At 62.7% G+C, this 23,896-nt stretch carries 18 protein-coding genes; 16 read left to right on the top strand and 2 right to left on the bottom strand.

Going from position 1 to position 23,896, the window contains the following annotated elements:
- Position 1 precedes the first annotated feature (1 nt).
- The 6 genes from BW996_RS01640 (at position 2) to BW996_RS01665 (ending at position 3,337) form a co-directional block, all read left to right on the top strand.
- Positions 2-688 (top strand): hypothetical protein, encoded by a 687-nt coding sequence (locus BW996_RS01640; RefSeq protein WP_037482227.1) that lies wholly within the window; start codon positions 2-4, stop codon positions 686-688.
- Positions 688-981 (top strand): hypothetical protein, encoded by a 294-nt coding sequence (locus tag BW996_RS01645; RefSeq protein ID WP_037482229.1) that lies wholly within the window; start codon positions 688-690, stop codon positions 979-981. The genes BW996_RS01640 and BW996_RS01645 overlap by 1 nt, the downstream gene beginning before the upstream one ends.
- A complete protein-coding gene (locus tag BW996_RS01650; RefSeq protein WP_051631946.1) occupies positions 978-2,009 on the top strand; it encodes a hypothetical protein in 1,032 nt (343 codons plus the stop codon). Before BW996_RS01645 ends, BW996_RS01650 begins: the two co-directional genes overlap by 4 nt.
- 61 nt (positions 2,010-2,070) lie before the next feature.
- Positions 2,071-2,526 (top strand): hypothetical protein, encoded by a 456-nt coding sequence (locus tag BW996_RS01655; protein ID WP_037482231.1) that lies wholly within the window; start codon positions 2,071-2,073, stop codon positions 2,524-2,526.
- Positions 2,526-2,717: a hypothetical protein gene (locus BW996_RS01660; RefSeq protein ID WP_037482234.1), complete on the top strand. Its 192-nt coding sequence runs from the start codon at positions 2,526-2,528 to the stop codon at positions 2,715-2,717. The genes BW996_RS01655 and BW996_RS01660 overlap by 1 nt, the downstream gene beginning before the upstream one ends.
- A complete protein-coding gene (locus BW996_RS01665; RefSeq protein WP_051631947.1) occupies positions 2,714-3,337 on the top strand; it encodes a glycoside hydrolase family 19 protein in 624 nt (207 codons plus the stop codon). The genes BW996_RS01660 and BW996_RS01665 overlap by 4 nt, the downstream gene beginning before the upstream one ends.
- A 70-nt stretch (positions 3,338-3,407) precedes the next feature.
- Here the strand turns inward: BW996_RS01665 and BW996_RS21185 are convergent, their stop codons facing one another.
- Positions 3,408-3,812, bottom strand: a complete 405-nt coding sequence (locus BW996_RS21185) for a hypothetical protein (protein ID WP_139330699.1) — start codon at positions 3,810-3,812, stop codon at positions 3,408-3,410.
- Positions 3,813-3,938: 126 nt separating this feature from the next.
- Positions 3,939-4,067 carry a hypothetical protein gene (locus BW996_RS22370; RefSeq protein WP_259373310.1) on the bottom strand — a complete coding sequence of 43 codons (129 nt, stop codon included), beginning with the start codon at positions 4,065-4,067 and terminating at the stop codon, positions 3,939-3,941.
- Positions 4,068-4,201: 134 nt separating this feature from the next.
- Here BW996_RS22370 and BW996_RS01675 point away from each other — a divergent pair, with 134 nt between their 5' ends.
- The 10 genes from BW996_RS01675 to BW996_RS21195 all read left to right on the top strand — a co-directional run.
- Positions 4,202-7,903: a pyrophosphatase-like OB fold-containing protein gene (locus tag BW996_RS01675; RefSeq protein WP_051631948.1), complete on the top strand. Its 3,702-nt coding sequence runs from the start codon at positions 4,202-4,204 to the stop codon at positions 7,901-7,903.
- Entirely contained in the window at positions 7,896-9,836 is a 1,941-nt protein-coding gene (locus BW996_RS21190) for a hypothetical protein (protein ID WP_139330700.1), read from the top strand. Before BW996_RS01675 ends, BW996_RS21190 begins: the two co-directional genes overlap by 8 nt.
- A complete protein-coding gene (locus BW996_RS01680) occupies positions 9,826-11,469 on the top strand; it encodes a hypothetical protein (protein WP_139330701.1) in 1,644 nt (547 codons plus the stop codon). Before BW996_RS21190 ends, BW996_RS01680 begins: the two co-directional genes overlap by 11 nt.
- 218 nt (positions 11,470-11,687) lie before the next feature.
- Positions 11,688-12,560: a BRO-N domain-containing protein gene (locus BW996_RS01685; RefSeq protein ID WP_051631949.1), complete on the top strand. Its 873-nt coding sequence runs from the start codon at positions 11,688-11,690 to the stop codon at positions 12,558-12,560.
- Between the two features lie 161 nt (positions 12,561-12,721).
- Positions 12,722-13,456, top strand: coding sequence for a hypothetical protein (locus BW996_RS01690; RefSeq protein ID WP_037482240.1), 735 nt, complete (start codon positions 12,722-12,724; stop codon positions 13,454-13,456).
- A 106-nt stretch (positions 13,457-13,562) separates the two neighbouring features.
- Positions 13,563-20,258, top strand: a complete 6,696-nt coding sequence (locus tag BW996_RS01695; protein ID WP_139330702.1) for an SNF2-related protein — start codon at positions 13,563-13,565, stop codon at positions 20,256-20,258.
- Positions 20,258-20,677, top strand: coding sequence for a hypothetical protein (locus tag BW996_RS01700; RefSeq protein ID WP_037482245.1), 420 nt, complete (start codon positions 20,258-20,260; stop codon positions 20,675-20,677). The genes BW996_RS01695 and BW996_RS01700 overlap by 1 nt, the downstream gene beginning before the upstream one ends.
- Positions 20,678-20,744: 67 nt before the next feature.
- Positions 20,745-22,385, top strand: coding sequence for a hypothetical protein (locus BW996_RS01705; protein WP_139330703.1), 1,641 nt, complete (start codon positions 20,745-20,747; stop codon positions 22,383-22,385).
- Positions 22,382-23,254 (top strand): hypothetical protein, encoded by an 873-nt coding sequence (locus BW996_RS01710; protein ID WP_051631951.1) that lies wholly within the window; start codon positions 22,382-22,384, stop codon positions 23,252-23,254. The genes BW996_RS01705 and BW996_RS01710 overlap by 4 nt, the downstream gene beginning before the upstream one ends.
- 13 nt (positions 23,255-23,267) lie before the next feature.
- On the top strand, positions 23,268-23,896 hold a 629-nt coding region (locus BW996_RS21195; RefSeq protein ID WP_217694714.1), incomplete at its 3' end, for a hypothetical protein.

A 23,896-nucleotide genomic window follows, 5' to 3' on the forward strand; every position in this document is an offset into this window, starting at 1 on the left:
CATGGAACCCATCTTCTACCGGCCTGATGCCGGTCACTCCTACACGCTGAGCGATGCACGCACGATCAGCCCCAGCATCCGGGTCAACTCGACGGATGCCGACCTGGCTGAATTCGGTTTCGTCCGCCTCTACCCGGCTGCACCTGAGGACGACCCGACCCCCGGCGCCTATCAGGTGCGGGTCGAGCTGTCGCCGATCATGCGGGACGGCCGGTATCACCGACGCTTCACCCTGGCCGAGATGTTCCCGCACGAGCTGAACATCCGCGGCGAGGTGGTGTCCATCGAAGCACAGCGGGCACGCTATGACGCTGGCCGGCTCAGTGAGGCGAAGACCGCCGCGCGAACACGGCTGGCGGCCAGCTACGCGCGCGCGGTTGCCGCTGGCTGGGTCTGGAGCGAAGCGGACGACGTGATTGCTCTCGACACGGATCGATGGTCCCTCATGTCGGACGTGGCCGATCTGGCGCGGGCTCGCTCTGCCGTCGGCGGATCCGTCTCGTTCCTGTCGAAGTCCGGGAAGATCGTCAGCCTGCAGGGAGGTGCTTTCCTGGCCATGTACCGACAGGCTCAGGCCTATCGTGCGGCGCTGTGGTCTCAGTTCGGCTCGATCTCTGCGGCGATCGAGGCCGCGGATTCTCTGGCTGCACTGGCGGATGTCCAACTCGTGATCGGGCACGGCATCTGATGGATCAGCGGTATCACCGCCTGTACCTGATGGTGCGGGAGTTCGCCGAGCGAGCGCGGCCGACTACCCCAGCGATCAGGTACCGGACTCGACCAGACGAGGCGCTGGACCTGACGCTGTGCGCGCATCGCGCGTACGGTGACGGGATGCTGTGGTTCGCTGTCCAAGCCGCCGCAGGCCTGGACAGCCCCGAGCTGCCCATGCCCGAGCAGGATCTGGTGCTGCCGCCTCGTGAGCTGCTCATCGCGTTGATGGTCGATGCTGGGTTCCCGGCGGATCTGGGGCTGCTGTGACTGCCGCATCAGCCAACACGCCCGCCAAGGTCATCGCAGAGGCCAAGGCTCGCCAGCGAGAGGATCTCAAGCAGCGCAAGGACGCGAAGGGGATCCTCGATCCGAATGATGTCGGCGGGCGGTATGACGCCGAGCGGGGGCTGCTGACGACTCTGGGTGGCCAGCTACGCGAGATCACCGCTGACGACCTGCGGCAGTTCGCCAATCACACGCAGCGGCTGGGAAAGCAGTTCACAGGCGGCATCACAGCCAAGCAGATCGTCGATCTGTCGATGCCTGACCGCCGAAGGCGGGCGAACGAAGAGATCAGGTTCGCCGTCCCGATGGAGATCAAGGGCAACCGGATCCACTTCGTGACGAATGCTGGACCAGACAGCCGAGCCCTTCGTCACCATGTCTACGTGGCGTTCCCGAGTCTCGGGGCTGTGGCTGCCAGTGCCGGGCAGACCCCCGCGTTGGCGCGTCGGCTGGCCGCCGGTCAGGTTCAGATCGAATGCGACTGTGAGGACTGGCGCTACGTCTTCAGGTACATCGCCACAGTCGGCGGGTACAACGCTGGGCGTCCCGAGACTGGGTTTCCGAAGCTCCGGAACCCGAAGCTCCGCGGCATCGCCTGCAAGCACGTCCTGCGCACCGCGCACATGCTGTCCCAGCCAGCAGCGCTGATGAAGATCGCCCAGATGATCGATCTATCCCGCGGCACGCTGGACCGGAACGCGACCAAGCGGGTGACGAAGGCCGAAGCGGAAGAGATCGCCAAGCAGCAGGCCAAGCAAGCCGCCTGGAAGCGGATGCAGGTCGAGTCATCCTCCGAGAAGCGAGAGCGGCTCGCCGCGGCTCGCGCCATTGCACAGGCCCGGCGTGGAGAGCGGCCGACTCCGGACTCAGGGGTGTCGCAGAAGCCGACCCCCGCACAGGTCCGCGCCGCCGTAGCTGATCTGCGCAAGCAGATGGACATCCTCGTCGCCGCTGGCCAGATGACACGCCAGAGGGCTGACGCCATCATCAAGGAGGCTCAAGGTGATTGAGCGCATACCAGAGGCCGTTTCCAAGTCGGCCCGAATCGTGACCCTGAGGCACCCGCGATCGATGCGGTGCGAAATCTGGCGCCGCGTCGTGACGCGCCCGCAGTCCGGCATCACGGGCGTCATGGAGGCGATGTTGGACGGCGTTCCGACCATGGGCGGCATGGGCGTCCTGGCCGCCGACGATGAGCCGGAGATCACGTACGAGCGCAAGGGGGATGCTCGGCTGCTGTTCGTCGGCGGCGTGAGAGAGCCCCTGCCTGTCGTCGATCGGGATAACTCACTCGCACAGCCCGAGGCCGTCAGCGCACACATCGAGGCTGTCGCAGATCCCGACACCCCTGCGCACTTCACGCCCGAGCGCGGCGATCTCGTCGTCGTGCTGCCTGGCATGGGCGTCGTCATCGCTTTCACCGTGGAGGGCATCGAGAGCCCGACCACGATTTCCGCATACGTCCGCCGCTTTGTGCTGCAGCGGCGTGACGAGCTTGACCACCTGCAGCCGTTCAAGGGGGCGTGATGTCCATCATCAAGCTGGCGATCTTCCTGGTCCTGTCGTTGATGCAGGGCTGCGAGAGCCTGACCATCAGCGCCGCGACCAACGCGGCAGTGGAGCGCTGTCCGCGGACCCAGCACATCGAGCTGAGGTCTGGGTCGATCGGAAAGGACTCGATCCTGTCGATCCGCTGTTTCGCGGAGAAGTCGCTGTGATCACGGTCGAGAAGTTCAAGCAATTCGCGCCCAAGGCGAGCCGAGCGGCTGAGCACGCCGCTGCGCTTGAGATGGCGCGACGGGCCTCCAGCGTCACGACACCACGTCGTCTGGCGCACTTCATGGGGCAAGCGTTCGTCGAGACTCAGGGCTTCCTCCACCTGGAAGAGAACCTGAGCTACCGGACCCCGGATCGCCTTGACGCGGTGTTCAGTGCCGTGCGGGGGCTTGATGACGCAACTCAGCTGATCGCCAAGGGGCCGCAGGCCATCGCCAATCGTGTGTACGGCGGCCGTCTTGGCAATGGACCTGAGCACACGGGTGATGGGTGGCGGTTCCGTGGGTCAGGCTACTGTCACCTGACGGGCAAGGAGAACTTCGAGAGGTTCGGGCGCATCGCCGGGGTGGACATCGTGTCCAACCCCGACCTTGCTCGCCAGCCTGCCGCCGCCGCCAATCTGGCGTTTCGCTACTGGGAGGCGACAGGCTGCAGTCAGATGGCGGATCGCGGTGATGTGGAGGGGATCACTCGCGCATGGAATGGACCCGCCCGCCTGGGACTTGCCGAGCGTCGAGATGCTGCATTGCGTGCGCTGAGCATCTGGGGTGCGCTCGCCTGACCGGGGTGATGGCAAAACGCCCCGACAGCTTGCGCTTCGGGGCGTCTGCATCACAGCATCTTCGCCGGCATCAGTCGGCCTGCATTGCGGAAATCAGCCGGACTGCATCGCGCTTCCGGATCATCCGCTTCCACCCGCCGCCGCCGGATCTGAGCATGTCAGGTGCGCTGCTGGTCTGCTTGATGCCTGCGGCATTCATGGCCGCGATGATCTTCGTGACCGAGTAGCCGGACGTGCTCGCGATCGAGCGGATCGACACCAGTCGATCGTCATCCGCAAATTCCGGGATGTCTTTGCGGATCGACATCAGCAGCGCTTCCTTCAGCACTTTGCAGCCTCGATTTTCATGCCGCACTGCGATGCGTCCGGCACGAATGCGAATCTGGACCAGTCGAGTCGTGATGCCGAGCATCGCTGCGGCCTCTGCCGTCGTGATCGTCTCGTTCGCGCCTTTGACTGTGGTGGTGGTTGCCATCTGGATCTTTCTTCTTGCCCCGGACGGGAGTCTGAGGTTTCCCAATGTTCTGACGAGAGAAATCCCGGAATGGGCGTGCCCAGCCGGGATTGAAGTGGTTCGGCGGCGTGTCGCCGCTCTGTTCGCTCAGTGCCTGAAGATCGAATAGAGGGCAAACATGGCTGCCACTGGGCAGATGAGCATCACGGCGATGTGCCCTGCCTCTTCGATCAGAGAAGTCGTGCGAACCTTGCGGTTGAATGCGTTCTTGAACATGCTTCCAGCTCCGTTTTGTGTGCTTAGGATGCGAAATTTAGCGCATTGAATCGACTAGATCAACAGCTTTTCGCTGAAAAATCGTTCTTTTGTGTAGATGGTCGAGTGGACAATGCTCGCAGGAGCACATCCCGATGACCGATCTACATGCACGCATTCATCAAGCCGCACACACGGCAGCGACCGGCAACAACACTCAGAAAGAGCCGACAGCGGCTCAGCAAGCTGCCGGCAACTACCGGGTCGGCCGACTCAGCCTGCACGGCCTGAAGATCGCGATCGAGAACCCCGCCGGCACCTTCCGGGAGGGTGTTGGCTACGGAGGGAAGCCGTGGCGCACGCGCCTGGCCGCGCACTACGGCTACTTCGTCGGCACCCGCGGGGCTGACGGCGATCCGGTGGACGTGTTCATCGGCCCTGTTCCCGAGTCGCCTGTCGTGTGGGTCGTCAACCAGGTCCGTCCGGACGGATCGTTTGACGAGCACAAGTTTCTGCTGGGCTTCCCCACCGAAGAACTGGCCCGCGCGGGCTACACCGAGTCGTACTCGCCTGGCTGGCGAGGTCTCGGAGGCATCGTGAAGCTCACCGTCGATCAGCTGCGGTGGTGGCTGGCGAGCGGCGACAAGTCCAAGCCCATCAACAACACGGCCGAGGTACTGGCCGCTACACCGAGGAAGAAAATGACCCCCGTGACCTGGGACCGTGACGCCAACCCTGTCGGCCTCACGCCGGCCCGTGTGCTGTACGAGATCCGGCTCGATGACGTTGGCAGTGACCTGCTGACCGATCCGATGACGATGGACGACCTGATGGACGATCCGGACATCGAGTGCCTGATTCGTCTGGACGCACTGGTGGTCGAGGCCGGCATGCTGAAGCCGAAGATGGACACGCTGATGTCCGTCATGACTGCCGCCGGCAAGACTGTGCAGCCGCAGCAGAACGAGATCGGGGAGCCTGTTCGATCGAAGGGAACGATGCTGATCCCCGTCATCTTCGGCATGAGCGATGGCCAGACCGTCACGATCTGGCTGCACAACCCGGACACCACGCCCGACAAGCTCGCGCCCACGGATGCACTCGTGTCGTGCCGCTGGCAGATCAACAAGGCCGATGTGACGATCGTGGTCGCGCCCGAGAAGGGCCGTGACCTGAATGTCCGTGATGTCGCTCGCCGGATCATGAAGCTGGTCGAGCAGAACAGCGCAGCCTTCACCCGCAAGAACGAGCGCGCCGCTCAACGGGCGGAGCAGATCGACTCGCTGCGCACTGAGATCGCCGCACTGGAGTCGCGCAACGCAGAGCTAGATGCGGAGATCGGCGCGGCAGAGGCCGATCAGATCGATCGTCTGGCGAAGGATGCACTTCGTCAGAAGCATGATCCGAACGGCGAAGGAGATTCGCCTGAGAAGGCGGACTTCATCGCGGCCCGTGAGTTCTTCCGGGCCAATCTGCAAGGGCGATCGATTCCGACTGTCATTGGCCCCGTGGAGATCACTGGTGCGTCTTGGCGTGAGATGAAGCGCGGGATGACATCTGATCCGATCAAGCTTGCCGTGTCGCGCCATGTCGAGGAGATTCTGACTGGCGGCCGGTACGACGGAAAAGAGGGACTGAACAAGGCCCGCAAAGACGATTTCGTCGCATTCCACTTCTTTGAGAAGGAGGTGGACATCGGCGATCTTCTGGTGACTGCCGGCGTCACGGTTGCAGAGCGCAAAGGCGGCGGACTCATGCTAGCCTATGGGCTTGGCCACGAGATTGAGAAGCGGTGGCAGAAGCGCAAAGGCGAATCTCCGGACTTACCTCAGGTCAAGAGCCCGAGCGCCGGAGATTCTGAGACGACTGGCGCCGTCTATGACTCGATTCTGGGCGAGTCTGTCGATGAAGTCAACGAGCCGGGTCTGCACATTGTCATCCTTGGCATTCGCAAGAAGGATGGTTCTGCAATCGATCAACCTTCCAAGCCGGACTCCAACAGCGACCTGTTCGGCGGCAACGTCGCAGCGCCCGAGCTGAAGCCGGAGGGCGCCGAGTCGAAGATGATCTCCCGCCGTGACATTGATCGCACGGATGAATTCAGCCTGCGCGAGCAGTCCGATTTTGGTCTGCCACCATTCGTCACGAGTTGGACGGTCGAGATTCATGACGCAGGCCGCGGCCCGTTCATGGAGTTGTTCGCGAACAATGGCGTGATCACTCAGCGCATCAGTTCGAGCGGCATGGATTACCTGTCGAACCGCGCGCATGCCGTCATCCGCGAGGCATCGAAAGACTTCGCGCTGGCCAAGACCGGCGGTGAGCGGCCGGCCCCTGGCGGCGACCTGTTCGGCGGCAACGTCGCAGCGCCCGAGTTGAAGCCTGAGGGCGCCGAGTCGAAGGTGAAGACCGCCAAGGGCACGCAGGTGCTGACCGGCTACAGCGTGATCGAGGCCGACCGCCTGATCACGTCGCACGACCCGGCCACGGGCGACGCCACCCCCGCGTTCCCGGCCGAGCTGCAGCCGCGCGACCGCGGCCGGGATGCCTCTATCGCCTGGGTTCGCAAGACCGCGCAGGATCTGGACCCGGACCTGCTGGGCAAGTCGCGCCGCGCCGACTCCGGGGCGCCGATCGTCGGGCCGGATGGCGTGGTCGAGTCGGGCAACGGGCGGACGATGGCGATCGTGCTGGCATACCAAGCCGGCAAGGCGGGCGAATACCGCGCCTGGCTGGAAGAGGAGGCCGCATCGTTCGGCCTGCCGGCCGAGCGGGTGAAGGCGATGAAGCGCCCGGTGCTCGTGCGCATCCGCACCAGCCAGATCGACCGCGCTGCCTTCGCGGTGGAGGCCAATCAAGACGACAAGTTGGCGATGACCGCCACCGAGGTAGCCAAGGCCGACGCCGGCCGGCTCACCGATGACATGGTGGCCCTGATGACCGAGGACGGCGACCTGACCGCGGCGGCCAACGTGCCGTTCCTCGCGGCGTTCCTGCGCTCGCTGGGCGACACCGAGGCCGCGCGCTACAGCACCAGCGACGGCAAGCCCACCGCAAGCCTGATCGCCCGCGTGCAGGCCGCCATCTTCGCCAAGGCGTACAACGACGACCGCCTGCTGGAGCTGACCGCCGATGTTGCGAAGCCCGAGATTGCCAACATCGTCCGGGCTCTGAACCACGCCGCGCCCGAGTTCATTCAAGCGGCGGCACTGGACCCGGCCGCCACCGGCAACGCTACGGGCAAGCTCACCGACGCGGTGCAGAAGAGCCTGAACCAGAAGGCCGTGGACGCGCTGCTGGGCGCATCGAACGTGATCCGTCAGGCGAAGGACGCGGGCCAGTCGGTTGAGGAATTCGTGTCGCAGTCCGGCCTGTTCGGCGACATCGACCCGGACGTGGCCGCTATGGCGGTGTTCATCGCGAAGAACAACCGCAGCGCCAAGCGCATGGGCGAGGCGTTCAAAGCGATGGCCACTTTCATCCGGGGCGAGTTGCAGCGCCGGCAGACCGCGGACATGTTCGGGGACAACGAGCCGTTGGACTTCAAGGACATCGTGGCCGCGGCGAACCGCGAGCTTGAGCGGCTGTACGGGGAGGGCGCGCAGACGATCGGGCTGTTCGATCCCCAGCTCAAGCCGGAGCCTGTTGTCACCCCGACCAACCCACATGCTGACGCGCTCCGCGAAGTCGTGGCAGGGCTGCACGACAAGCTGGGGCCGGAGGCGCTGCTGGCCAAGATCGAGGCGGCCGTGATGGGGCTCCAGGGCGATGCGAAAGCGCTGCCTGAGGAGATGAACACGCTGGGCGTCGATGCCATTCGCCACTGGGTCAAGGTCGAGGAGGCCGCACATGGTTGAGGCAGGCAAGCTGCTGCCCAAGGCCTACAACCTCTTGGCACTGGTGAAGCGCCTGCGGGAGGCGCTCTCGGCATCCCCGCCGAATCGGGTGCGCGCAGCGGGTCTTGCCCGAGCTGTCCCGGCCGCGCGAGCAGACATCCGAGGTGAGGATGCCGCCTCCATGACTGACGCTGATGCGACAGCGATCCGGTCAGACTGCATTGCGGGCGCGGCGTTGACCGACAGCGACATCAGCACGCCTGACGGATTGGCGATCGCCCAGCGGGCGGTGACGGCGTGCGCCACTGCCCAGCTTGCGGTCAAGGTGCAGTCGATTCGCGGCGATGTCGAAAGTCTTGCGAGCGTGCCCAATCCTGGGCCTCGCCTGCTGGCCAGCCACGCCTTCAAGGAGGCATGCCGTGATCAGCTAATCGCCGCCGGATCGGAAGCTGTTCAATCGCTTGCTACCCTTTCGGTAAAGACAAAGGGGCGCCGAGATGAATTGACGAAGCTGATTGGTGAGGCGAATTCAAAAATCAGGCGGGAAGCCTATCTAATTGCCGGCGAGAGAGCGCGCCTGATTGATGATTACATCAGAGCAGAAGTTGACAGGATCAAGCGCGATGGCGTTGATATTGGCGAAGATTTCCCGTATGACTATGTGAGAAAGTCTCGCGAATACAATGAATTTTCCGAATCTTCTCACAAGATGGCTAGGGACAAGATTCAGCCAATGATCGACGAGGCGAAGAAGAATGCTTCCGGGCTTGAATCGGAATTGCAATCCATCAACGCGCCCGCTGTCGCCGAGGCGCAGGCCCTAATATCGAGGTTAATGGATGCGCCTTCGGTTTCTCGCGAGGAGGCGACGGCTTGGGCTGAATCTCAGGAAATCACTAAGACGGCAATCAACCGCCTGAAATCCGAAAAGTACCCCGTCGATAAGTTGCGCGCCGACATGGCTGACTTCTACAGAATAACCAATGGGCGCATTGGGCGGGTCGTCATTTCCAGTACCGGGAAAAGTCGGGCAAGTGCCGATCAAATTCACGGCGCTGCTGTCGCCACGATCGACATCGGGTCAGGCTTCGACAAGCGCGTTCTCTGGCACGAACTGGCCCACCACCTTGAGTCTGACCATGTGCTGCTGGCTGCAGGCAAGGGGTTCATTGAGGGGCGCAGCAAAGGTGTTGCCCGTCTTTCGTCGCTTGCGCCGAGGGCGAGTTACGGCCCCAAAGAGAAGGCGCATGCAGATGGATTCTTTGATCCCTATGTTGGAAAGATCTACGATGATGCGACAGAGGTTTTCTCGATGGGGGTGGAGTCGCTTTCCAGTCCCGATCTGTTGGTGAAACGTATCGCGGCTGATCCTGAGCACTTCGCTCTGGTCGCTGGCATGGTCACGACGCCAACATCGGATGGTTTGGCTCGCTATCGCCGAATCCGGGAAGAACTCGCAGGGCTCACCAGTGATGTTGCCAGCCAGCAGAAGTCTGCGATCGATGCCGCGAAGGAGTTCCTGGCTGGCCGTGCAGTCATGACGAGAGATGATGATGCAGCCGCCAAGCTTTTCAAGAGCGCAGACTATTTCTCGCTGCTTGCGATCGGTCGGCCCAAGAATGAGCAAGAGATGATCGATGCTTACGTTGGCTCGATCTCTGGGATGCTTCTCTTTAAGGCTGCGGCTCTTATTTCTCGGAACGCTGCCGGCCGAATGAATAGGAAAACAAAGGGGTTCGTTATATTCGCCGGCCCGGATCGCGTTGAGTCTGTTTTTATTTATGGCACTGACATCGATCTTCCGAAGGCTATAATGCAGGCTCTGGCCGTTCGTGAAAATGTTGACGGCTTGACCCCTGGCGGCTGGATGTTCTCTACCAGAAAATACATAGACAACGGCCAGCTTGAAAAACTGTTGACAACCTATTCGAGTGGCGAAAAAAATGTCGAATGAGAAAATCGAGGTTGTTTTCTGTACGCCGGCCGGACCTGTCTGTATTTCATTCGGTTATGCCGGGGATCCGGTTGATTTCGATGGATCGCCTGCGGCGGTCTTCCTGATGCGAGATAAGATGCAGGAGATTGTGTCGGGCGATGGCTATTCGGTGACAGATAGCACGGTTCAGCCTGGCGACCTGCTTCAATGCGAGGACAGTGTGAACGGATTTTTCCTGATCTCGTCGAACGTCGGCCTGGCCGGTCGTGTCGCGAATGACGCTCCTGCGGCGATCTTCGATTCGGTCGGGGATGACGTCGTGGCCAGCTTGCGTGCGCAGATCGCAGCGTCAGACGATGTGATGCGTGGCCTCGATCTGGCTCGGCAGATCTTGGCTTCGCGCAGCGGTGGTGCCACCGAACTGGACACGGACTATGTGTATCGGGGCGAGACCATTCGGCCGATGCGTGAGGGCGATCGTTGGCGCTGGTCGGTGCCTGCGAACGATGGCCCGGTGATGCACGACAGTCGTGCTGAAGCTGAGGCGGCCGTTGATGCCAAGGTCAGCGCCGCGCGGCAGCTCACCCCAGGCGATGCGACGGCATACCGGTATGCCCTGGTCGATCGTCCTGCATCCTTCGAGACGCTCCCGAAGGATCTGCGCTACACGCTGCTGCCGCGCCCGGATGTGGGCCGAGTGAGCGTGCTCGCCCGGCATGGCATCCTCGTCACCGCGCGCGAGCTGACGGTGGCAGAGGCCAGTGCTGCCGGTGCGATCAAGATTCCGAGCGAGGCGGACACGCGAGCTGTCGCAGAAGAGGCCGCGCGTGGCATGTCCGAGTACGCCAGCTCCTACCTGGAGGCGTTCGATGGTGGAGACCGCGGCCCCGCGGACGGGTTCGTCCAGAATCTGTTGGCCAAGGAGCGACATGCCAACACGCTGCACGAATTTGAGCCGGTCGCTGATCTGGCTGTGCAGATCCTGAAGCGCCATATCGCTGCAGGCGGAATCACTGCTGAAGCCGGCAACGACGCCTGGATGGATCTCGACCGCGCCAAGGCAATGCTGAGTGGCGCAAACTCGGTTGAGCTGATGGCGCGCGATGTGCCCGGCATCATCGGTCCGAAGGTTGAGCGACTGGAGGCGATGAAGGAGAGGTGGCCAGCGGATACTTTGGGCGCCTTCCCCGAAGGCCTGCTGTCCGCATCGAAGTCGCTGATGGCTCGCTGGCACGAGCTGCGCAAAGACGGCCCTCAGGGTGAGATGGGGCGTGGTGAAGCCAACCAGTACCTGCGCGACCACAAGGGACTCGATGACGCTGCGATCACAGCCATCCTGGCCAAGCCTACATCGGTGCAGCGTAGCACCGGCCTGAAGATCGACATCCCGAGATACACCGTGGAATACCTGAATGCCGCTGCCGCCGCAGCTACCGACCCGAAGAGCGCGCAGCGCACTGCTGACATCGCCGTGCTGCAGTCCGTGATCGATGGAACGGCTGACATGTACGACGTAGACCTGATGGAGCGCCTGGCGCAGATCGTCGAAGCGTATGCCGAAGACGCTGAGGTTCAGGCACTGGCTGCACAGGCCGGAGAGATCTGCACGAAATTCATGCTCGACATGATCGACCAGCTGACAAAGCGTTAAGATTCGCTCGCGGGTGTGGAAGCCTGCGCAGAGATTGGCCAGCCTTGCTGGCCTCATTGGTCATCGCGCTTCGGCGCATCGCCTTCGGCTTGTCTATGGTGAGCCGTGCGGGAGGGCTCGCGCCCGCCGGCACTCTGCCCGGTCTTCCACCCCGCACGGCTTGCCGCCCCTCGTGGAAGTGGGGCGGCACATCAACCACCGTAGCAGAGAGCAAGCCCATGACCATCACCCCGAAGAAGGCCGAAATCCAAGTCCGGCCTCTTGAGTTCGCAGGCGCCAGCATCCGCGCCGTCATCCTGCCGTCTGGCGATGTCGGTTTCGTCGCCCGCGATGTGTGCGATCGACTCGGATACGTGAACAGCCGCGATGCGATCAGCAAGCACTGCAAGGGCGTTGCGATGCGCTACCCCCTTCGCACGCCTGGCGGAGTGCAAGAGCTTCGCGTCATCACTGAGCCTGATGTCATGAGGCTGATCGTCTCCAGCCGGCTCCCAGAAGCCGAGCAATTTGAAGCGTGGGTGTTCGAGGAAGTCCTTCCCAGCTTGCGACAGAATGGCTCCTACGTTTCGCGCCCCGTTTCTGCGCCGATGCCGGTCATGATGGTTCCTCCGGCGGTCGAGGCCCTGCAGCTTGCGCTTCTCAGCGCCCAGATGTCCGCCGACATCCTGATGCTTGGTGGCGCAGCTCGGCTCGACATCGTTCATCGTGCACACAGGATCGCTGGTGCTGATCACCTGCTTCCCATGCTCCCCGCGTACGCCATTGATGCACCTGCTGGCGACACGAAGGGCAGCAGTGAGCCGACGGAGAGCCTGTCTGCGCTGCTGGTCAAGCATGGGATCACGATCGGAGCGCTGCGCGCGAACAAGCTGATCTGCGAGGCTGGCCTCATCGAGCAGAAGTCGCGTCCTTCTCGCAAGGTGGAGGGCGGATTCAAGAAGTTCTGGAGCATCACGGACAAGGGCCTGGCATTCGGCAAGAACGTCACCACGCCGAACCAGCAGCTTGAGGTTCAGGTGCACTGGTTCCCCTCTCGGTTCGATCAGGTCATCAAGCTCGCGCGCCTGAACGAAGCGCTGGCGGTGGCCTGATCCTCCCCCGGCTGGTGCCGGCACTCAAGCACTCACGAGGGGCGCCACTGGCGCCCTTTTTCATTTTCGGCATTGGAAAAGACCGCTGAAGCACAAAAAAAAGGGCTGAAACTGTCTTCCAACCCGCGGGGCTGTCCCGCGGTATCAAAGGAGAGAGCTTCATGGCCGCCCTGGAGAACCAACTGAATACCGATGGCATCGTCGGCAACCTGACCACCCAACTGGGCGTGGAAGGCGTGCTGGATGTCGCGACCCAGCTCGCGCAAGTCCTGTCGAACGACTTCGACACCCTGAGCGAGCAGGTCCAGAACGAGCTGCTGAACCTGGGTCAGCAGCTGGCCGCTGTCAGCGCCGCCGCCGACCGTCTGGACGCCTACGAGAAGGGCCAGATCGAGGAGATCCTGAACCGCCTGATGAGCGATGATGTCCTGGTGGACCTGATCGCCGGCATGGGCGTCACGCTGGGCGGCACCGCCTACCAGCTCACGTCGGTCATCCAGGCCGTCGCCGCAGCCGAGAAGGTCAAGGAGACCGTCCTGACCTACGGCGCCGACGGCAAGATGAACGGCTGCACGATGAAGCTGTCGGATGGTCGCCAAGCCACGTTCGCCATGAACGCGGTCGATGCCGATGGCGTCCGCACCTGCACCTTCGCTGTGGCCAACTTCGCCGGCTCGGGTGTCCCGGCCGAGTTCAAGGCGGTCTACAACCTGATCTCGCGCCCGATCGTGCTGCGTGGCCAGACCATCAACTACAGCCAGACCCAGCTCGCCTCGTGGACCAACCTGGTCCTGTCGCTCGACAGCAAGCTGGTCCCGGCCGCCAACGGTGGCGCCGTGAATGTCGCCGAGGCCGTCTACGGTCCGGCTGCTGCGCCGGCCCCGGCCGGCGGCTGATCTCAGCCAGCCCAGGTGACGATGGCGGTCTAACCCCGCCATCCATCAACCGACCCGCCCGCCGTGCTGCATCCCGTAGCCGGCGGGTTTTTTTTGCTGCACGACCGTGACCAACATCGCCAGTTTCCGCCTGTTCCCCGAATTGCTGCGCATTCGAGCGCAGCTCATCTCGCTGCCTGCCAGCCCCACAGGCGTTGCGACTCGTTTTCGGCTGCTTCGCCGGCTCATCGAGATAGGCGAGCTGCTTGGCAGAAAAGCCGGTGATGGCGGCGACACTCCTGCCCCGGCTCCGGATGCGGAAGATCCGTTGAATCAGGAGGATTGCCGCTATGAGGATGTCGGGCAGTCCCGCAATCCTGCGGCGCGCTTCTATGACTTCAACCCGAACCGGAAGCCGGCGCAGCGTCGCCGGGAGAATGCCGCCGCCATCGATCTGCTGAAGAAGATCCGATCTGGCGAGGTCAACGGGACGGCACTGACCGATGAACAGAAGGCCACGCTCGCCCGCTATTCGGGCACTGGCGGCGCAATGGTCGGCGAGGACGGCAAGAGGGGCAGCGACTACGAATACTACACACCGAAGCCCATTGCCCAAGGGGCGTGGCAGCTACTGCGTGAACTGGGGTTCGCTGGTGGCAAGGTGCTTGATCCGTGCGGCGGGACGGGGATCTTCGGCGCAACGGCACCCGCCGATGCGGCCGTCGATGCTGTCGAGCTGAACCGCACGTCTGGCGAGATCAATGGGCTGGTCAACGCAGGCCCCGGCTACCGCTGCGTGGTGTCTCCGTTCGAGCAATTCGCGACCGTTGAGCCCGATGAGTCGTATGACGCGATCATCACGAACGTGCCGTTCGGCGACACGTTGGCGCGCGGTGGCAATGAGCTGCTGGACTCTCGCTATCAGAGTGAGCCGCTTGAGGGGTATTTCATCCTGCGGGGACTGGAAAAGCTGCGGCCTGGTGGTCTGGCGCTGTTCATCACCCCGGAGCGGACTGTCTCGGGGCGGGGAAAGACCGAGGTGAGCATCCGGCGGCGCGCGTCACTGATGGCTGAGTTCGTCGGCGCCTACCGACTCCCGTCGGACCTGTTCGTCACCGCAGGCGCGGAGACGATCACGGACATCGTGGTGTTCCGGAAGCACGGCGCGGATGCGGGCGAGCGCATCGCCGAAATTGCTGAGCAGGCGCCCGGCAAGCTGGTCGATGCGCGTGTGTGCTGGGACGAGTTCGTCAGAGGGAACTACTTCAGTGGCGAGGGGCGTCCGTTCGTGCTCGGCGAGTTCAAGGCGGCCGATCCCGAAAAGCGGCGCGGCAAGTTCGGCGACATCAACCGCGTCCTGACGGACAAGTCGCCCGTGGAGGTTGCGAAACTGCTCAAGAAGTTCGGCACTGGCAGCCGGATCGATTGGTCTGCACTGGATGCCGTCGAGACTGCGCCGATCGCCTACCGGGACGGTGACACGATCACCCAGGCCGGCGCAACGCTGGTCATGAAGGGCGGGGCATGGTCCGTCCTGAAGGCCGTGGACGACGACGCAGAAACGGCCGCCATCGGCGCGAAGCTGGCTGCGCCACTGCTTGCGTTCGATGCTGGCGTGACATGGGCGGATGCCGTGGCCTATGTCGAGCACATGGTTCGGATGTCCCGGTCCAAGGACATCCCTGCATGGCTGCGGCAAGTCGCGTCGGACCTGCGCCGCGCTCCGACTGAAGGTGATCGATCCCGGTTCTGGCGCTGCGGCCTGGTCGCGCTGTCGGCGCAGCAGGCTTTCGAGTACCACCAGACCGAGGATGTCGGCATGGACTACTCGGCCGAGTACCCGAAGCTGACCCAGGCCATGAAGGAGAGTGCTGCGGAGCTGGCTGCGCTCCCGGCATCTGCCGGAACGATGATCCGCGGTGGGGCGTCCCTGGTGCGCACCATGTACCGCCGCAAGACCGGGTTCTCCGATGTGTGGCTCGGACGAATCCGGGGTGATGCTGTTGATACCCGCACGGACACCCAGCGCTACGAGGCGCTGAAGTACGAATCCGGGGAGGCGTGGGTTCCGGTCGAGAAGGCTCGCGAGCTGTACGGCGACGATTTCGACCCGTTGTCCGATCCGGCCTGGTGCCTGAGCCCAGACGGCAAGTCTGTTGCGCTCGCTGATGACCTGTTCATCGGCAACTTCGGCGACATGCTGCGCAAGCTGGAGGCCGATGCCGCCAAGGCTGAGAACGACCAGATCCGGGGGAAGATCCTGGCTCAGATCGGCGTGGCCAGAAGCCGAGTCCGCCGGGCAGATACCAGCCGGGTCACGTTCAACGTCTTCTCCCCGTTCGTGACGATGCAGGACAAGGTGGAGTTCCTGCGAAAGATGGTCGATCCCGGATTCGGGATCGTCTTCACGGAGACAGGTGAGCCGAAGATCGAGTACACGACGGCCAACTACGCTGCAGACACCGTTGCCGACGTGGAGCGGAAGAAGCTGCTGCGGCGTGTGGCCGTCTACCTGGCGCACTCCACCGTGACCATCGGGACCGCCGAGTTCGAGGACAGCGCAGCGGCTCAGAAGCTGCTTCGAGAGCAGATCCGAAGCATCAACGAGCAGTTCAATTCCTGGTGCCGTGCCAGTCACTCGATCATGGCCCGACTTGATGAGCGTGCCAACGATCCGGCGCGCATGTACTTCGAGCAGGTCAACGACAAGTCCCCGATCCCGCTGCCCGGCTGGAAGATGGGGACGCCGCCGGCTGGAATGACGCCCCACGATTACCAGTTCGCCTTCATCCGCAAGACGGGGAGAGAGTTCGGCGGGATCAACGGTTTCGCCGTAGGTCTCGGCAAGACCAGTACCGCGCTGGCAGCGGTCCTGCACGCGCACAACATCGGCAGCAAGAAGCGGACGGCCATCATCGTCCCGAACAGCGTTCTCTCGAACTGGCGCAAGGAGGCCGGCACGGTCTACGAAGACGGCACGATGTCTGGCTGCTTGTTCGTCGGCCTCAGGACCGATCGGAAAGGCAATGCCACCGTGAAGCCGTCGGAGTACGACACCGACCTGATGTCGGTCATGACTGGCCAGTTCCACACGATCTTCATGACCTATGAGGCATGGGCTCGGATCCGCCTCAAGGCGGACACGATTGACGAGTTCGAGGTGTTCTTGCGCAGCATCGATGCGGCGTTTGCCGACAGCGAAGACAAGAAGGCCGCGACTCGTGCAGAGGGCAAGACGAAGCGCCTTTCATCGATCCTCACGTCGGGGAAAAAGCCGTCCAGCCCGTACCTGGAAGATATGGGGATCGACTCGCTCGTGATCGATGAAGCGCACGCATTCAAGGCAAGCGCTGAGGCGTCGTCGTTCGATTCGGCCAAGTTCCTGTCGCTGTCCGAGAAGTCGGCGCGAGGCACTGACATGCAGGCGAAGGCCTGGTACATCCGCGGGGAGTCTCCGAAGGGTGATGGCGTGATGCCGCTGACGGCCACGCCGATCACGAATTCGCCGCTGGAGATCTACTCCATGATGGCGCTGGCGGTAGGACACCAGAAGGTCAATGACATCGCACTCGGCTGCAAAGGGGCAGATGAGTTCCTGTCGCTGTTCTGTCGCGTCGAGTCCGAAGAGGATGAGACGATGGACGGGATTGCCCGCGAGACACGGGTCTTCACCGGCCTGGACAACGTGGGGGTGCTGCGAGCGCTCATCGGTTCGTGCACCACGATCGAGACCCCAGAAACTGCGGGTGTCGCGATCAAGGTGCCGGACCTCGAAGAGGCCCCGACGAGTGTTGTCCTGGACCCCAAGACCACCGGCCTGCTGAAGGTCTACGCGGGGGCATACCGATATGCAGCTGATGAGCTGTCACGGCGGAATGAGAACCGCGGCGACAAGGCCGCCTATGAGGCGGTGGCCGCACGATTCGGTGAGCCTGATGAGCTGATCGCACACCCGTTCAACCTGATCAACAAGATGACGCGGATCATCCTGGATCCCGACCTTGATCAGCTCGCCAGCATCTACACGTTCCCTGAGGATCAGGTCGGCCTGGCGGCCCAGGTGATCAACGATTTCAACAAGCTGGCCATCACCGAGGAGCGTGCACGCAAGTCGCCGCGGACGACGGAAGACGCGGTTGTTGGCACCGTCACGAAGGGCAAGGGGGAAGAGAAGCTGGTCTTCCTGAAGATCGCGGTTCGGGCGGTGATCGATGGCGGATCGATCGTCGTGGACACGATGAGTCCTACGGCTCAGGAACGATTCGAGGACTTGGCCGACAAGGCTGGGTTGGCGCTTGGCGTCAACATCTCCCCGAAGCTGGCTGCGCTGCTTGAGAATGTTCGAGCTGAAGAGCAGAACCCGCGCGGCCTCAACGACGAAGGCGAGCCGACGAGTCTGGTCAAGCAGATCATCTTCTGCGACATCCTGGCTTCGCACCGCAAGATCCGCCGCATCCTGATGCAGCACGCTGGCGTGGCTGCATCCCAGATCGCGATCATCACCGGAGCAATCAACAGCGACCCGGACGAGATTCTTGAGGTTCAGAATGGGTTCAACGCCCACGGGGACCAGAACAAGTACCGTTTCGTGATCGCGAACGAGAAGGCGGAGGTGGGCATCAACCTGCAGAGGGGCACACAGGCGATTCACCATCTGACGATCGGGTGGACGCCCGACTCGCTCATTCAGCGAAACGGGCGAGGTGCGCGGCAGGGCAACAAAACCGCATCTGTGCGGGCCTACTACTACGATGCCGATGGCACGTTCGACTGCCACAAACGGACGATCGTGAGTCAGAAGGGGTCGTGGATCGACAGCATCGTGGGGGCTGGGGAGGTCGATGCCGTTGACATCGAGGGCGGCATGTCCCGTGAGCAGTTGGATGCCCTGATCGAGTCAGTAGGGGATGGTGGCGCCATGACGCGCTTCAGCGAGTCCCTGGCCGCCAAGGAACGCGCCGCCCGAGAGGAGGGGACGCGGGCCAAGCAGGTCACGAATGTGCGCACGATTCTGCAGGCGAAGCAGTACCTGGCTGAGAACCCGACACCGCGCAGGCTGATCGCCGAGAAGCTGTCTGGCCTGGCAGAGATGCTGCTGACGAAGGGCAAGGTGACGGCGCGAATCGCCGACCCGAAAACGTCTGAGGCGGCCCTGCTGAAGAACCAAGAGGCACTGGCGCGGATCAACGAGTCGATTGCTCTGCTGTCAGGTGAGATCGGTGCAGCATGCAAGTTCGTGTCGCGCGACGTGGTTCCCGTGCCCCACGGTAAGGGGTTCATGTACGACAGGTGGTCGAGGGCTGTCGAGAAGTCTCCTGAGCAGTTCATCTCCGATCGGCTGCTGATCGATGGGAAGAAGCGACCCAAGGTCGAAGACCTGGTGGAGATACTGAACGGCGGCATGGCCACGATTGCCGAGGACAGTGCGATCCATGAAGAGTGGCGGACCGAGACCGATCTGGCTCGTCGCATGATGACGGATGCTGGTGCGCGTGCAGCTTCTCTGGCTGAACAGTCCGGCGCGATCCCGGTGGCCGTGATCGATGCGATCTGTTCTGGCAGGGGCGAGGTTTTCGAGGGGCGGCCGGTCTGCAGCGGATCGATCATCCGGGACGGTGATGGCCGGTACTTCGTTTCGACAGATCCTGGGTATGTCGCGGGATGGACCATCGATCGGCGAACTGCTGTTTTGCTGCTCGGCAGCATGAAGCGACCTCTTGAGATCTACCTGCCCGGAGCTGCCGACTTCAGCGACGCTGCCCTCAGCGCTGCGCGGTACGAGGATGCGCAGATCTCTGGCGGCCGTGGTGCATTCGACAACATCCATCTCCAGAACCTGCTGGCGGTGCACTCCAAGCCGATCGCTGACTTCCGTGAGTCCGAGGCGCATGTCTTCGTGTCACCCACGTCGGACGCACTGCCGGCGCCTTACTTCCCCGTCATCCTGCCGACCGAGCTGTCTTCTGGTCACGGTGATCTGTTCGCCCACATCGTTGGCCAGCAGGCATCTGTCGTGACGTGGGTGGGGGGGTCTGCTGCGGTTCCATCCAGTCTCGCAACGGGGGCTTTGTCCCGAGACTACTCGCGCGCACTCGACCTCGCGGGCATCGGCCGACAACTGCGCGAGTGGAGCGTGGCGACAGGCAAGCGCGTGCTGATCTCCGGCGTCAAGCTCTTGGCCAAGGCTTTGAATGGCATCGAGTACGACCACGGCAGGATCGTGCGCGGGATGATGGACCACACCGTTGAAATGCCGTCGCTCGAAGGTGTTGAGTCCCGCGAAGACGTGCACCGCCTGGTGGCCAACTACGTGCGTTCCGCGCTGGGCGCGCTCGATCTGGCTGATGCCTACGCATCTGACGAAGCGCTCGCTGACGCGGCGAGCATCTTGACCGCCCAGTACATGCTTGACGCTGCGATGCGGCGTGCATTCGCATCGCTTGAACGGAGAAAAGCTGCTGCGGCAGTGACTCCGCCTGCGACGGCGCCTGCGCCGTCTGCTGTGCCGGCTGCTGCGCCTGCGGTCGCTCCAGCCCCGGTTGTTTCTCCGGATGATGTCGTTGGCGCCATTTCGGCCGCGGATGATCCGAACAAGCCAGCACTGCACGAAGACACTGTGGTCGCGCTCGTTGGTCGAATCAACCCGATGGCAACGAAAGGCTATCGCGACACGATCCGCGGCATCGAGAAAGAGAAGGGCTGGACGGCACGGTGGAACAAGGACCGCGGACAATGGGAGATTCCGTACAAGCTGTGGCTGAAACTGCTTGAGCTGCGGCCGACAGCCGCTCAAGAGCTGCACATCAAGGACAAGGACCAGTGATGCAAGTCGATGGATTCGTGATCGAGCCGGGTGCGCTCGATAGCCTGGTGATCGAGACGGTCGAGAACCTCAAGAAGAACACCGGGCGCAGTGATCTGCTCGGGCATGGCCTGGGCGTGGTCTGGCGCCGACTGCAGCGCAACGGCATGGCTCGGTACCGTGACTACGGGCCGTTCTGGTTCGCGCTGAAGGATGAGCTTCGCCGCGCCGGGTATCCAGTCGGTGATGAGACCGATCCTGTGATCGCCGCTCGGTACCGGGGTTCGAGTGGAGCCCACACGCTGATGGCGGCCGACACTTTCCGTCTCTACAGCCTGTCAACGTACGCAGTGGGGACCAACCGGTTCGATCTGGACGGAGACGGCGGCGAGGCCTTCATGCTGTTCGATCGGGACATGGAAGAGGCCATGCCGGTTTGACGGAAACAGGGGGCGCCTCCCCTGAATTGCGCCAAGAGAATTCCGGAACCACGAAGAAGGTTCCGGAATGGCGAAGAATGAGAGCAAGAAGGCGAAGAGCTGGGTAGCCACAACGGCAACCGCGGTCGCGCGCCTATTCGGACGAGGCGATCATGGATCGCCCGATCTGGCCCGCGAGGTCGCGGGGCAGGGCTGGTCTGCCGATGTGGAGATCATGAGCAGCGCCGCGGCTTCTGCTGCAGGCGATGGCGCTCCTCTTCGAGACAGGCAGTCGATCTATTCGACCTGGACACGGATGCTGCGAGATCCGATCGTGTCCACGGCGATCAAGCTGCATGTGACTGCGGCCCTTGGTGGGCATGAGACATCGGGCGATGTCGTGTTCATCGAAGAGGCGCCCGGCATCAGTGACGATGACCGGCGCATCGTCACTGAAGTCCGATCCGAGCTGCTGGCCATGCTGAATCGTGCCGCCCCTACGATCGCATTCCGCGTCGCAGCTTACGGTGATGCCTACGCTCGCCTGTACCAATCCGATGAGCGGGGGATTGTCGGTATCGAAGTCGATGAGACGATGTTGCCGGCACTGGTTCAGCCGTATGAGCGCGCGGGTGAGACGAAGCTGTGCGCAGTGGCCATCGGCCGCCGCAAGGTGACGCACCTGACCATGGATCGCATCGCGCGGTTCAAAGCGCCGCGCCTGAATCACATTCCTCAGACGATGGTGCTGGAGAAGGATCTCCGCCGACACGTCGAGTCCGACAACCCGGATGATCTGCCGATGATGCCGTCGCTCGCGGGCGGAAGTTTCCTGGCCGATGCCGAAGAACAGTTCGAGCGTTTCACGGCAGCAATGGCCGGCCTGGTGGGGCAGCGCGTTCTAGATTCGATCGACGAGACGATCTATCTGGCTCAGCTTGATGGGGCGACCAAAGAGCAGCAAAAGAGGTTCATGGCGAACCTCTCCAAGATTCTGACCAGATCGAAAGAGGTTGCCCTTGATGCGGTGCGGTCGGGAAGGCCATTCCTGCAGCGCATCAAGTACATCATCCCGACGTTTCGAGAAAAGCAGGTCGTTTCTGTCCAGCCCGTCAGCGGCGGTGGTACTGGTGGTCGAGCTGGCTCCGTGAGCATTGAGGACGTGTTGTTGCACGCCAAGATGCTGGCCGGCGCCCTTGGAACAGACATCACGATGATCGGCTTCGCCGACCAGATGAGCGGGGGTCTGGGCGAGGGTGGATTCTTTCGGTCTTCTGCTCAAGCGGCCGAGCGCTCACGAGCGCTGCGCGTAGCCCTGACCGATGGCTTCGACCACATCATCCGGCTTCAGGTCATGTTGCGGCACGGGCGCGAGTATCTGCCGGGCAAAGAGCCATGGAAGGTCAACTACTACGGGACCATCTCAGCTCTGGAGAGCGAGCGGCAGCGCACCGCGGCGGACGCCATGAACACGGCTGCTGTGATGGCCCAGACCCTGACGCAGATTCGCGATCTCGGCTTGGATGAGCAGGCCTTGGTGCACCTGCTATCCAAGGTGATGAAGCTCGATGAGGACGCCGCAAAGCTCTACGCCACGGCACTCATCAAGTCCAAGAAAGCAGCGGATGCGGCAGGAATGGGTGGTCCGATGGGCATGGATCCGCCGCCGGTAGCCACAGGTGGCACAGAAGATCCTGAGGCAGCAGAGGCTGAGGAGGCACTGTCGTGATTGACCCCGCGTTCATCCGCGGCGCGACCAGCGCCGTCGGATTCCGTGTCGCATCCACCCTGACAAGCAAGCTCGGCGCAAAGGGCGTCAAGGCAATGCAGCGCATCAACTCCGCTGCGCAGCTGCTGGAGAGCGCGCTCGGTCTCAACGATCCTCAGGACGTACCGCAGCCCCTGCTTGGTGGTGTGACGCTGAAAGAAGCTGAAGCCATCTTCAGCGACATGATCGATGCAGGCCTTTCGCGCAAGTGCTTGTACGTCGTCAAGATCGAGGACATCACGCCTCCCGATCTGAGTTACGGCGTGGGGCCTGATGCCCGTGCCATTGTGAAAACAAGCCCACTGGGATCGGCGCTGTCGTTTCTCGGCGGAGACTTTCCGACGATGGTGGCTACGGGTATTTCCAAGAGCCTCAATGCGGTACTTGGTGCAACCCCCGCAGCCCCCATGTCCAACGGCGGCGTCAACGTGCCGCACATGTTCAATCTATTCGCCACCGATGTTTCGTACTCGACAGCCCTCGGCGGCGAGAAGATCTCGATTGGTGGTGCAACCATCGACAAGATGAGCGGGCGTGAGCCGGTCGAGATCGAGGTGACGACGCTCGACGACGAGGCTGGAACCCTAAAGCGGTGGTTCGAGGCGAAAAAGGATCAGGCTGCGCATCGCGACGGGACATTCGGCCTTCCCGATGACTACTGCGTTCGCATCACCATCATCCATGCGACGCCCACCGAGAACATCAAGGCGTTCGGCAATCAGTTCCTGGTGCGGCCTGTAACGGCCAACTATGACCTGTCGCGCTCAGCTCAGGAAATGGAAACCCTGCGCCTGAGCTTCACGCAGTTCGACAGCTTCGTGACCCCCTGATTGGTGCGAGACGATGAGCGAAATCAAACACGATCAGGACGGCTTTCTGGTCGGAGACAGTCTTGGCCGCGCCAATGACGACACAGGGGAGTTCCGCAGCATTGCTGACATGCTCGGCGCGCTGCTTGGCATGGACGCTACGCTGCAGTCCATCGAATTCGGCGTAGAGAACATCGAAGAGTCGATCGCGCTGGCTGTTGATTTGCTGCGCGATGTGGCCGCATCTGGTCCTGCCAAGTCTCAGCATCATGACAGCGGCGGCAGCCTTGGAGGCGCCGCCCCGTCGATCTCGACTGCTCAGACTGTTGCGCCGACCTCGTTTGCGTCGGCGATGCCGTCAGCCATGAAGGTGGTCGATGCTGATGGCGGGCCACCAAGAGTCGTGATTGATGTCCCCCAGGCGCTGCGTGCTGCTTCAACGGCCCCTATCAGCGGTGGCAACCCTGCTGCCGGTGGTGGCGCGATCGCCGCCGATCTGAGGCAGATCACCGATCGACTCGATCGACTGGCTGGTGCTCTTGGTCGTGGTCGTCCAGGTGTTGCAGGTGCTCCTGCCACTGCAACTGCAACGGCGACGGCTGCTGCTGGTGCCGCTGGCGGTGCTGGTGCTGCTGGTGCTGCTGGTGCTGCTGGCGGTGCTGG

The sequence above is a fragment of the Sphaerotilus natans genome (assembly GCF_900156335.1).
GTDB lineage: Bacteria > Pseudomonadota > Gammaproteobacteria > Burkholderiales > Burkholderiaceae_C > Sphaerotilus > Sphaerotilus natans.

What these genes read in the sequence shown, in the direction of transcription:
- BW996_RS01640 (WP_037482227.1), top strand. Translation starts at nt 2, where the DNA reads ATGGAACCCATCTTCTACCGGCCTGATGCCGGTCACTCCTACACGCTG.
- BW996_RS01645 (WP_037482229.1), top strand. Translation starts at nt 688, where the DNA reads ATGGATCAGCGGTATCACCGCCTGTACCTGATGGTGCGGGAGTTCGCC.
- BW996_RS01655 (WP_037482231.1), top strand. Translation starts at nt 2,071, where the DNA reads ATGCGGTGCGAAATCTGGCGCCGCGTCGTGACGCGCCCGCAGTCCGGC.
- BW996_RS01660 (WP_037482234.1), top strand. Translation starts at nt 2,526, where the DNA reads ATGTCCATCATCAAGCTGGCGATCTTCCTGGTCCTGTCGTTGATGCAG.
- BW996_RS21185 (WP_139330699.1), bottom strand. Translation starts at nt 3,812, where the DNA reads ATGGCAACCACCACCACAGTCAAAGGCGCGAACGAGACGATCACGACG.
- BW996_RS22370 (WP_259373310.1), bottom strand. Translation starts at nt 4,067, where the DNA reads ATGTTCAAGAACGCATTCAACCGCAAGGTTCGCACGACTTCTCTGATC.
- BW996_RS01675 (WP_051631948.1), top strand. Translation starts at nt 4,202, where the DNA reads ATGACCGATCTACATGCACGCATTCATCAAGCCGCACACACGGCAGCG.
- BW996_RS21190 (WP_139330700.1), top strand. Translation starts at nt 7,896, where the DNA reads ATGGTTGAGGCAGGCAAGCTGCTGCCCAAGGCCTACAACCTCTTGGCA.
- BW996_RS01680 (WP_139330701.1), top strand. Translation starts at nt 9,826, where the DNA reads ATGTCGAATGAGAAAATCGAGGTTGTTTTCTGTACGCCGGCCGGACCT.
- BW996_RS01685 (WP_051631949.1), top strand. Translation starts at nt 11,688, where the DNA reads ATGACCATCACCCCGAAGAAGGCCGAAATCCAAGTCCGGCCTCTTGAG.
- BW996_RS01690 (WP_037482240.1), top strand. Translation starts at nt 12,722, where the DNA reads ATGGCCGCCCTGGAGAACCAACTGAATACCGATGGCATCGTCGGCAAC.
- BW996_RS01700 (WP_037482245.1), top strand. Translation starts at nt 20,258, where the DNA reads ATGCAAGTCGATGGATTCGTGATCGAGCCGGGTGCGCTCGATAGCCTG.
- BW996_RS01705 (WP_139330703.1), top strand. Translation starts at nt 20,745, where the DNA reads ATGGCGAAGAATGAGAGCAAGAAGGCGAAGAGCTGGGTAGCCACAACG.